This window comes from Granulicatella sp. zg-ZJ, assembly GCF_010892355.1.
Lineage (GTDB): Bacteria > Bacillota > Bacilli > Lactobacillales > Aerococcaceae > WM01.
Genome location: NZ_WNJY01000012.1, coordinates 44,263 through 55,943, shown reverse-complemented (window position 1 = coordinate 55,943; position 11,681 = coordinate 44,263). Strand labels below are relative to the sequence as shown.

At 32.9% G+C, this 11,681-nt stretch carries 9 protein-coding genes; 7 read left to right on the top strand and 2 right to left on the bottom strand.

Annotated elements, in window-relative coordinates:
- Positions 1-218: 218 nt before the first annotated feature.
- Complete coding sequence (gene yaaA, locus GMA11_RS04895; RefSeq protein WP_163546104.1) at positions 219-932, bottom strand: peroxide stress protein YaaA; 714 nt, start codon at positions 930-932, stop codon at positions 219-221.
- 141 nt (positions 933-1,073) lie between these two features.
- Here yaaA and gndA point away from each other — a divergent pair, with 141 nt between their 5' ends.
- The 4 genes from gndA (at position 1,074) to pulA (ending at position 6,596) form a co-directional block, all read left to right on the top strand.
- Positions 1,074-2,507 carry an NADP-dependent phosphogluconate dehydrogenase gene (gene gndA, locus GMA11_RS04890; protein ID WP_163546103.1) on the top strand — a complete coding sequence of 478 codons (1,434 nt, stop codon included), beginning with the start codon at positions 1,074-1,076 and terminating at the stop codon, positions 2,505-2,507.
- A 311-nt stretch (positions 2,508-2,818) separates the two neighbouring features.
- Positions 2,819-3,430: a class I SAM-dependent methyltransferase gene (locus tag GMA11_RS04885; protein WP_163546102.1), complete on the top strand. Its 612-nt coding sequence runs from the start codon at positions 2,819-2,821 to the stop codon at positions 3,428-3,430.
- 113 nt (positions 3,431-3,543) lie between these two features.
- Complete coding sequence (nrdF, locus tag GMA11_RS04880) at positions 3,544-4,497, top strand: class 1b ribonucleoside-diphosphate reductase subunit beta (protein WP_163546101.1); 954 nt, start codon at positions 3,544-3,546, stop codon at positions 4,495-4,497.
- Between the two features lie 95 nt (positions 4,498-4,592).
- Positions 4,593-6,596 (top strand): type I pullulanase, encoded by a 2,004-nt coding sequence (gene pulA, locus GMA11_RS04875; protein ID WP_163546100.1) that lies wholly within the window; start codon positions 4,593-4,595, stop codon positions 6,594-6,596.
- Between the two features lie 38 nt (positions 6,597-6,634).
- On the opposite strand, the gene GMA11_RS04870 is transcribed toward pulA, so the two are convergent.
- Positions 6,635-7,216, bottom strand: a complete 582-nt coding sequence (locus tag GMA11_RS04870; RefSeq protein WP_163546099.1) for a hypothetical protein — start codon at positions 7,214-7,216, stop codon at positions 6,635-6,637.
- Positions 7,217-7,560: 344 nt separating this feature from the next.
- On the opposite strand from GMA11_RS04870, the gene glgB reads away from it, so the two are divergent.
- From glgB to GMA11_RS04855, 3 genes are read left to right on the top strand one after another with little or no spacing between them, the layout of a single operon-like run.
- Positions 7,561-9,498 (top strand): 1,4-alpha-glucan branching protein GlgB, encoded by a 1,938-nt coding sequence (glgB, locus tag GMA11_RS04865; RefSeq protein WP_163546106.1) that lies wholly within the window; start codon positions 7,561-7,563, stop codon positions 9,496-9,498.
- Complete coding sequence (locus GMA11_RS04860; RefSeq protein WP_163546098.1) at positions 9,495-10,625, top strand: glucose-1-phosphate adenylyltransferase; 1,131 nt, start codon at positions 9,495-9,497, stop codon at positions 10,623-10,625. Before glgB ends, GMA11_RS04860 begins: the two co-directional genes overlap by 4 nt.
- Positions 10,625-11,674, top strand: coding sequence for a glucose-1-phosphate adenylyltransferase subunit GlgD (locus GMA11_RS04855; protein ID WP_163546097.1), 1,050 nt, complete (start codon positions 10,625-10,627; stop codon positions 11,672-11,674). Before GMA11_RS04860 ends, GMA11_RS04855 begins: the two co-directional genes overlap by 1 nt.
- Positions 11,675-11,681 lie beyond the last annotated feature (7 nt).

Below are 11,681 nucleotides of genomic sequence, written 5' to 3'. Positions count from 1 at the left end.
CATGAGAAATACCTCCTTGTTTAATTGTGGTGATTTAATCATACAGGTATTTCTCTTTTTTTGTCCACTTTTATATACAAAATCGTGTTGGTGGATTATTCCCACCAACACGATTTATTATAGAGCCCATTTTTAATGAGTTGATGTCAAGTCTTTTTGAGTAGATTTTCTTAGATAAAAAAGCATTTTAACATGATTAATATGTGAGTAATGTATTTTTATGGCTGAGAAACAAAGCAAAAATGTGTGTCGCTTGATTTTTCAGCGCAGTAAGAAAAACCATTAAACTGTAATAATTTTATATCTTGAATATCCGTAATATGCTTAGTTATCAAGGTATTGACTAAGCCTCCACGTCCTTTTTTAGATGTTGTAGAATGTGTTTTATGTTTATGATTTAAAAAAGAGCATGTATAAAATTGTTGTGATATCTCTTTAGAAAAAATCTGTTCAAATTCACTGGATAATAGCGATAAAATAGGTTGATGTGATGATGCAAATCCGTCAAAATGTTCTTTCCATAGTTGTTTTAGCGTTTTACCATTGACTTGTAAGGCGTGTGCAAAATCAAAACGATGCTCAACAATAGGTGCTGTAGCAGGAATGATACCATATAAAGCGGATGTTATATACACATGTTTATCAAGATACGCTATTTCTTTTTCTGATAAGTTCTGACGATTGATTTGGCGATACATCAATCCGTTAAATAAGGTAATAGCACGATAACAAGGTGCTGTATGAAATGATTGAATTCGATTATGCTCAACAGCGGCACGATCATAGGATATGTGAAAAAATGTTGCCAGTTCTTCCACTGTTTTTTCTTGTAAGACAGATAAAATGTCTTGTGTTTGATTAGAAAGTGGAGGTCTTTGTGTACTTGGTAAAGTAGGTAATAATTCTTTAGCCGTTGGAATAAGTATTTTCATAAAAACTCCTTTAACATCTTAGTATAAAAAAGTATAGTGTTTTTTTCATTTTATTGCAATCTTTATAAGCGATTTACTTGAATGACACATCAAGATTTGTTACTATTTGTCTATACATTTTCATGAAAAGAGGAATGAATTTTGACTAAGCAACAAATTGGTGTTGTCGGCATGGCCGTCATGGGAAAAAATTTAGCATTAAACATTGAAAGTAGAGGATATACGGTATCTATTTTTAACCGTACAACGTCAAAAACAGACGCTGTTATTGCTGAACATCCAGATAAAAAATTAGTACCAACTTATTCGATTGAAGAATTTGTTGATTCATTGGAAAAGCCAAGACGTATTTTGTTAATGGTACAAGCAGGAAAACCAACAGATTTAACCATTCAATCATTATTACCACATTTAGATAAAGGCGATATTTTAATTGACGGAGGAAATACATTCTTTAAAGATACAATGCGTCGCAATGAAGAATTGGCAAGCTCTGGTATTAACTTTATCGGAACAGGTGTTTCTGGAGGAGAAGAAGGTGCTTTGAAAGGACCTGCGATTATGCCAGGAGGACAAAAAGAAGCATATGATTTAGTAGCACCTATTTTACGAGAAATTGCAGCAAAAGCCAAAGACGGAGAGCCTTGTGTCACATATATTGGCGAAAATGGAGCAGGTCATTATGTGAAAATGGTTCATAATGGTATCGAATATGGCGATATGCAGTTAATTGCTGAATCCTATGATTTATTACGTCATTTATTAGGTTTATCTATCGAAGAGATTGCCTCTATTTTTAAAGAATGGAATCAAGGCGAGTTAGATAGTTATTTAATGGAAATTACAGCTGATATTTTAACAAAATACGATGCTCAAACAGGAAAACCAATGGTTGATGTGATTGTAGATAGTGCCGGTAATAAAGGAACAGGTAAATGGACATCACAAAATGCATTAGATTTAGGTGTACCATTATCCTTGATTACAGAATCTGTTTTTGCTAGATATATTTCAACATTTAAAGAAGAACGTGAAACAGCATCAACTCTTTTACCGACTGTTGAAAAAGAAAGTATTTCTAAAGAAGATAAAGAAAAATGGATTGAAAGCATTCGCCGTGCCTTATACTTTAGTAAAATTATGAGCTATGCACAAGGATTTGCCCAAATGCGTATTGCCAGTGATGAGTTTGGCTGGAGCTTACAATATGGTGATATTGCCAAAATCTTTAGAGCGGGTTGTATCATTCGTGCACAATTTTTACAAAAAATTACAGATGCCTACACAAAAAATCCTGATTTAACGAACTTATTATTAGATGATTATTTCTTAAACATTACAAAAGAATATCATCAATCTGTTCGTGATGTTGTTTCGTTAGCTGTTAGAAACGGTATACCAGTACCAACATTCTCAGCAGCGATTACATATTTTGATGCATATCGTACACCAGTATTACCTGCTAATTTAATTCAAGCACAACGTGACTACTTCGGTGCACATACATATAAACGTGTTGATAAAGACGGCACATTCCACTATGAGTGGTTAAAAGATAATGAATTAGAAGTATAATCCAAAAACAACCGACTTCTCTGTCGGTTGTTTTTGATTATATAAAACGACATCTTGTCTTAAAATATTGTAGTTCTATCACGTTCGTAAAATTGATAGAGTAAGTCAACGAGTACTTGCGTATCTTGATTGACTAAAGGTTCTATGGTATAAAATATATTTTTCTTTAGAGAAAATAATCGTTCTTTTCATTATTTCTTTAAGTATTAGTATATGTTACTATAATCTACAAAAGAAGATGATTTCAATTGTTTAATCACGTGTTTTTCTATATAATAAGCAAGATGATAAGACGAGAAAGGATGTATCACATGTCAGAATATTATTATAGCCACACACCTACAAGTAAGACCGATGAACAAAAACATACGATTGTTGTGGCAAATCAAACATTATCTATATGGACAGATCACGGTGTGTTTTCAAAAACAGGTTTAGACTTTGGTTCTCGTACACTACTTGAAACCATTAAACAAGATATGATACTGCCTAAAAATCCCGCTATTTTAGATGTTGGTTGTGGATATGGTCCCATTGGATTAACACTAGCAAAAGCCTATTCAGATGCTTTTGTGACAATGGTGGACATAAACGAACGTGCGGTTCATCTAACAGAAAAAAATATACATGAAAATAAAGTCAATCATGCAAAAGTGCTACAATCTAATGTGTACGAAGCGATAACAGAGCAATTTGATATGATTGTTTCTAATCCACCTATTCGTGCAGGAAAAAAAGTTGTGCATCATATTCTTGAAGAAAGTATATCGTATTTAAAACCTAATGGTTATATTGTAATTGTCATTCAAAAAAAACAAGGAGCACCTAGTGCACAGAAAAAAATGGAAGATGTTTTTGGCAATGTGACATTATTAAACCGTGATAAAGGGTATTGGATTTTGTGTAGTCAATTAAAGGGATAACTACTATATATGGTATGTATTCTTTTTAGCATGTTGATATGTTGTTTATTTTCCTTGCAAAAAAGAACCAATCATAGTAGAGTATTAGCATAGGTATTTAGGAGGAAGTATGAATGAATCCATATATTGCAATTAACTGGAATAGTATTGAAGATATGATTGATAAATTAACGTGGGAGAAATTAACCGAGCAATTTTGGTTAGATACACGTATTCCATTATCAAATGATTTAGACGATTGGCGTACGTTAACTGACGCAGAAAGAGATATGGTTGCGAAAGTGTTTGGTGGATTGACTTTATTAGATACGTTACAATCACAAGACGGTGTGGAATCTTTGAAAAAAGATGTGCGTACACAACACGAAGAAGCCGTTTATAACAATATTCAATTTATGGAGTCTGTTCATGCGAAAAGTTATTCGTCAATCTTTAGTACGTTGAATACAAAAGCAGAAATTGAAGAAATTTTTGCTTGGACAAACTCAAATGAATTTTTACAAAAGAAAGCAGAAATTATTAACGGTATTTATCAAAATGGTTCTCCGTTAGAGAGAAAAGTAGCGAGTGTGTTACTAGAATCTTTCTTATTTTATTCAGGTTTCTTTGCACCATTATATTATTTAGGAAACAATAAACTAGCGAATGTCGCAGAAATCATTAAGCTGATTATTCGTGATGAATCTGTTCATGGAACATATATTGGCTATAAATTCCAATTAGCGTATAATGAATTAAGTGAAGAAGAACAAGAAACATTGAAAAATTGGGTATTCCAATTAACATATCAGTTGTATTCAAATGAAATTAAATACACACAAATGTTATACGATCAAATTGGTTGGACAGAAAAAGTAAAAGTCTTTATTCGTTATAATGCCAACAAAGCATTACAAAATCTAGGATTTGATCCACTGTTTCCAGATACAGCAGAAGATGTTGATCCGATTGTCATGAATGGTATCTCAACAGGAACAAGTAATCACGACTTCTTCTCACAAGTTGGAAATGGCTATTTATTAGGTGAAGTAGAAGCGATGGAAGATGAAGATTATATAAATTGGTAATCCAAATATTAAAACGGTAAGTTGACAGGTATTGTCGACTTACCGTTTTGTTTATGTTATAGTGAACGTATCACAAGATTAAAGGAAAGAATAGAATGACAAATCAATATTTACAAGCCTTTATGGACGATATTGATAGGATAACAGTGGTATGTGATACACCCCAAGTCGATATTTTGGAAATAAGTTTATCATGTGATGTGATGATAACACTCGTATCACAAACATCAACTTCTTATACCTATCAAACAAATCTTCCTCTACCATTGGATACACCTATTTTTGCTATCGTAAATGGAGAAAAAATACCTGTTTTATTTCGTCATATTGCACGTTTACCTTTATTTGATGACTATTTTTATTATGACGGAATATTAGGATATACGTATACACCCGAGCAAACAGAATTTAAACTATGGGCACCTGGAGCAACACAAGTATATTTATTATTAGATGATGTCCCGTATGAGATGATAAACCAAGAAAGAGGAGTATACACATACACATTCCTTGGAAATTGTTTACATCAAACGTATATGTATGGTATTTATCGACACACAGATTATCATGAAGTAGTTGACCCCTATACAAAAGCCGTAACTGTGAATGGCGAACGAGGTGTTATTGTAACAGTACCAACAGCAAGCAAGGTGCCTTTACCACCTGTTGATGTACCTATCATTTATGAAATGCACGTAAGAGATATGAGCAGCCATATAGATAGTGGTATACAGCATAAAGGCATGTTTCTTGGACTGACAGAGCACAATACGCATACAAGTCATTTACAAAAAACAGGTATTGATTACATGACATCACTAGGTGTCACACATGTTCAAATGATGCCCATGGCTGATTATAGTGCACAATCCGTTGATGAAACACAACCGTGGCGTTCATATAATTGGGGATATGACCCGCTGCATTTTAATGTGCCCGAGGGCAGTTATAGTACTAATCCGTATGACCCTATGACACGAATTTTAGAGTGTCAAGCGTTTATTGATAAGTGTCATCAAGAGGGGTTACGTGTCATTATGGATGTGGTTTATAATCATGTGTATCACATCAAAGAACATAGTTTTGAAAAAATCGTACCATTTTATTTTTTTAGACGTGATGAATATGGTGTGTTAACCGACGGGACAGGTGTTGGCAATGATTTTGCCAGTGAGAGAAAAATGGCTAGAAAGTATATCGTTGATAGTGTATCTTATTGGGCACAAACTTATCAAATAGATGGGTTTAGGTTTGACTTAATGGGGATGTTAGATATTCAAACGATGCAAGACGTATCAAGACGGTTAAAAGCAATCAATCCTCATATCATCATTTTAGGTGAAGGGTGGGATATGGGTACTTTGCCTACCCCTCAAAAAGCAATGCAAGCTAATGCACATTTGATTTCAGATATTGCTTTTTTTAACGATAAATTTCGAGATAATGTAAAATCTTTTGTATCGGGGCAACTGGGATTTGAGGGGATTATCTTCAATCAGATTTTGGGAACAGCACCTTATACACACATGAATCAAATGGTACAATACGTCGAAGTACACGATAATTACACGCTGTGGGATTATTTAACGTTGCACAATACATCAGAAAACGATACCATTCGCCTCAAGCGACATCGTCTTGCGACAAGCATGGTTTTATTAACATTTGGGATACCATTTTTACATGCAGGACAAGAGTTTATGCGTACCAAATCGGGCATTGAAAATTCGTATTGTTCGCCAGATATCATCAATCAAATGGATTGGGATAGAGCGTTTGTTTATCAAGATAATATCGAGTATGTAACCTCCTTAGTACACTTTAGAAAAGAGCATCCTTTTTTTGCCACAACAGACTTTGATACAATAAAAGAAATGGTTAAGGTGATTAAAAGTGATGAGCAAATCATTGCGTATTGTGTCAAAGATTTATTTATTATTCATAGTGCTAATTTTTATGGAAAAGACTTATATTTACCACATGGAACATATACATTGTTGATAAGCAGTGAATCCATTTCTGTGAAAAAATGGATTGTTGGCTCTAAAGGCATTACAGTGCCACCATTGAGCACGCTTGTGTTAAAAAAAGAAAGATAGAGCGATATGATGGCGTCATCATATCGCTCCATTTTACATTATTTTTTATAAATAGTTCCTGTATTGTCTTTAAATGATGTATCATCAATGCGTTCTATAATCAAAATCTGACGTTCATCGTTTTCTTCTACATGCAATTGCACAACCCAGTCGGTATCATTTCCATGTGCTTTTGTAACAGTTGGATGTGAAAATTCAAGATACATATTTCCATATTTTGCTTGATAATTTGGTAAATCTTGTTCGTAGTAAGCACGTAGTGTAGGTGCTTTTGGTTCTTGTTTTAAATCATCTGTTATCGTTGCTTTTTTATTTAGTTTTCCATTTTTATCAAGTATTTGACTAAATTGATTACGAATATTTGTTGAAATATTGCTTCTAATCACATCGTTTTTAGAAGCATGATTGTTCATATCAAGTGATAGAATCATTTTGTCATTTTCAAAATGAATAGCCGATAGGGTACTTTTTGATGTTGTTGCTTTATAGGTTCCAGTATAAGGAAATCCTTCTGCAAGAGGTTTGATGTTTGTACTATCTTGTTTTGGTGAACAAGCAGTGATAATACAAATGACGATAAATGTGAAGAAGATTGATGTGATATATTTATATTTTTTCATAAGAATACTCCTTTTTTATGATATGAAATAACTTTCTTTAAAATACAATGGAATCACCTTCTTAAAAATTTATAATTGTATTATAACAGAATTTTAAGAAGAGATAAAGTTTTATCTATTTATAAAAATAAAAGTTTTAGTTAGCTGTTTTATGAAGCTGTTATAGTCTGTATTATAACAATTCATAATAGGCAAAAATATTGAAAAAACATCAAAAAAAATCACCAGATGAAGTAAAAATATGGTATAATAATATCAAACATAAAGCGTTTTCTTTCTTTGGTTTAAACAAATTTATCTCGAAGATAGAAACTTTATTAAATTGATGAATATGCACTCTAATGATGAAGGAGGGAAATATTACGAAAAATTTATATCAAGAATGGAAAGATGATATTTATTTATTTAATATTGGACAACAATATGCAAGTTATCGTTTTTTAGGGAATCATTTTGTGAAAAGAAATGAAACCGTTTACGTTTCTTTTGCTGTATGGGCTCCACATGCCAAACATGTTTATTTAGTAGGGGATTTTAATGATTGGACTTATGAGCGTATGACGTGTTTAGAAGAAACGGGTATATGGTTATCTTTATCTGAAAAAGCAAAATCGGGAGATTGTTATAAATATGTGATTGAAGATGAGCAAGGAAATACTATTTACAAAATTGATCCATTTGCTAAAAAATTTGAAAGACCACCAAAAGACGCGTCTATTGTATATGATGTTGCACCTAAAAAATGGAAAGATGGTCTATGGCAGGCAAATAAAAAAAGGAAAGATATTTTAGAAAAACCTTTGAATATATATGAGATACATGCAGGTTCTTGGAAACGGCATTTAGACGGTACTTTATATTCATTTGATGACTTCAAAAAATATCTTGTGCCTTACGTCAAAGACATGGGATATACGCATATTGAGTTTATGCCACTTATGGAGCATCCGCTTGAAGAAAGTTGGGGATATCAAGTTACGGGTTATTATGCTGTGGCATCAATCTTTGGAGATTTAGATGCATTTAGAGATTTTGTAGAATATGCACATCAACAAGGTATTGGTATTATTATGGATTGGGTTCCGGGACATTTTTGTCGAAACGCTTATGCACTTGCCTATTATGATGGGACACCAACGTATGAGTATAGTGATGAAGACAGGGCAAATAATCAAGGGTGGGGAACGCTTAATTTTGATTTAGGTAAACCACAAGTACAAAGTTTTTTAATTTCTAATGCGCTATTTTGGTTAGATGTGTGCCACGTCGACGGTATTCGTGTAGATGCTGTATCAAATATTCTTTATTTAGATTTTGATAATTTAAGTTGGAAAACAAATAAATATGGAGATAATCGTAATTTAGAAGGCATTGACTTTTTAAAACAACTAAATACGATTATTTATCGCTATTATCCAACAACATTGATGATTGCCGAAGAAAGTACATCATTTGATGGAGTAACACGACCTGTATATCACGGAGGTCTAGGGTTTTTATTTAAGTGGAATATGGGTTGGATGAATGATACATTAGCCTATATTGAAACAGATACGTATGTTAGAAAAGATTATTATCGCTTGATGACTTTTTCATTTATGTATATGTTTCATGATCAGTTTATATTGCCATTATCACATGACGAAGTCGTCCATGGAAAAAATTCAATGTTAGGTAAAATAAAAGGCGATAGGTACAAACAATTTGCGACATTAAGACTTTTACAAGCCTATATGATAGCTCATCCAGGTAAAAAATTGAATTTTATGGGATATGAACTAGGTCAATTTTTAGAATGGCGTTTCTATTCTCAATTAGAATGGATTGATTTACAACGTCCGTTTAATCAAGAGTATCAATATTTTATTAAAACAATTAATCATCTGTATCAATCACAAAAGGCATTGTATGAAGTAGATACTAAATCGGACGGTATAACGGTTTTAGATGCAGATAATATAGACGAGTCCATTATTAGTTTTATTAGACATGGAAAACAAAAACGAGATTTTCTAATTATGATTGCTAACTTCTTGCCAATAGAACGATTAACATATCGTGTAGGTGTTCCTTATGAGGGACAGTATGAAATATTATTGAATACAGAAGCAAAAGAGTATGGTGGTACTTGGACGCATACAAAATCCATTTATCAAACAGAAAAAATCCCTTATCAAAATCAACCGTATTCTTTTGAATGTGTCGTACCGAGTTTAGCGGCACTATATATTAAACCTAAAAGAGTATATATAAAAAAAGAAATGAAGGAGTTAACTGTATGAAAAAAGAAATGATTGCGATGATATTAGCCGGAGGACAAGGTACAAGACTTGGTAAACTAACGGCACATATTGCTAAACCAGCTGTACCATTTGGAGGGCGTTATCGTATTATTGACTTTGCGATGAGTAATTGTGCTAATTCAGATATTGATAATGTTGGTGTCATTACCCAATATCAACCTTTATCACTAAATGAACATATCGGTAGCGGAAAAGCTTGGGGAATGGAAGGACGTTACGGTGGAGCAACCATTTTACAACCGTATTCTAGCTCAAAAGGAACACAATTTTTCGCTGGAACGGCGCATGCGATTGTTCAAAATATTGACTATATTGACCAACTCAATCCAGAGTATATTTTGATTTTATCCGGTGATCATATTTATAAAATGAATTATCAAAAAATGCTTGAATTTCATAAAGCCAATAATGCTAGCTTAACAGTTGCTGTTATTCCAGTACCATTAGAAGAAGCCTCACGTTTTGGGATTATGAATACCGATTCAGATAGTCGTATTATCGAATTTGAAGAAAAACCAAAAGAACCAAAAAGCAATTTAGCATCTATGGGCATTTATATTTTCGATTGGAAAAAACTTCGTCAATTATTGCTAAATGATGAACAAGGAGAAATGGAAGATTTTGGAAAAAATGTTATTCCTCAATATTTAATCAATCATGAGAATGTATTTGCTTATCGCTTTAATGGTTATTGGAAAGACGTTGGTACCATTGAATCATTATGGGAAGCAAATATGGAATTTTTAGAAGAAAATCATGAATTAAATATTCGAGATAGAGAATGGCGTATCTTTTCAAATAATATCAATGCTCTGCCACATTTTATTGGAGAGCATGCTAAAGTAAAAAATGCCATGATTTCTGACGGTTGTATTGTAGAGGGAAATGTGAATCATTCGATTTTATCGAATAATGTCACTATTAGTGAGGGGGCAACAGTCAATAATAGTTTAATTATGGGAAATGTAAAAATCGGTAAAAATGTTGTGATTGACTATGCGATTATTGGAGAAAATGCGGTTATTTCAGATAATGCAAGAGTTGTTGGAACACAATCAAATATTGCCGTTATTGGATATGATGAAAAAATTGGAGGATTAAACTAATGAGAAAAAATGATATTTGTGCCGTTCTATCATTAACCGAACAGTCTGATTCACTACGTGCGTTGACCTTAAAAAGACCGATTGCAGCATTACCTTTTGCCAGCCGTTTTCGTATTATTGATTTTCCTTTATCTTCTGTAAGTGAAGCTGGTGTTAAATCTGTTGCTTTATTTATCGGAAAATCTGGTCGTTCTATTTATGACCATGTGAGAAGCGGTAGTTCATGGGGATTCGATTCACATGTTAATGGTGGTATTTTTACTTTTTCACAACAATTTTATAAATATTCACTAGGAGAAGAAGTTGGATACGAAGATTTTTATGAAGATTTAATTGAATTTGTGAAACGTTCACATGTAGGATATGTGTTTATTTCAGGAAGTAAAGTGATTGCCAATGTAAATTTAGAAGATGTGAAACAAGAGCATATCGAATCTGGCTGCGATATTACACAAATTTTTGATGAAGGACACCGTAATTTAAATAAATATTTGTTATCAACACCAAAATTATATGAAATGATTAGTCTGGCGGTGAAAGAAAAATTATTTGTAGAAGTAGATGAGCTAATTCGTCATTATTCAGCAAAAGAAACTGTCAATACATACATTCATTTAGGCTATACAGCCATTATCAATGACTTGTCAGATTATTTCCATGCCAATATGGATATGCTGGATAGCCAAAAATTTAAATCACTATTTTATGCATCTAATCCAGTTGTCACAAAAACAAGAAATGGAGCACCGTCATTTTTTACAGACGATGCCATTGTATTAAATAGTTTGATTGCCACAGATTGTGTGGTACGTGGACATGTTGAACGTAGTTTACTGTCTAGACGTGTTGAAGTTGAAAAAGATGCTCATGTGAAAAATACAATTATTTTACAAGGATGTCATATTGGAAAAGGTGCCTCTATTGAATATGCTATTTTAGATAAAGGTGTTCAAGTTGGGAAAGGCGCAGTGATTAAAGGGACACCGGACAATATTTTATTGATTACTAAAAATGACATTATTGGTGAAAATGAAGAACGTCGTGTATAGGAGGAGA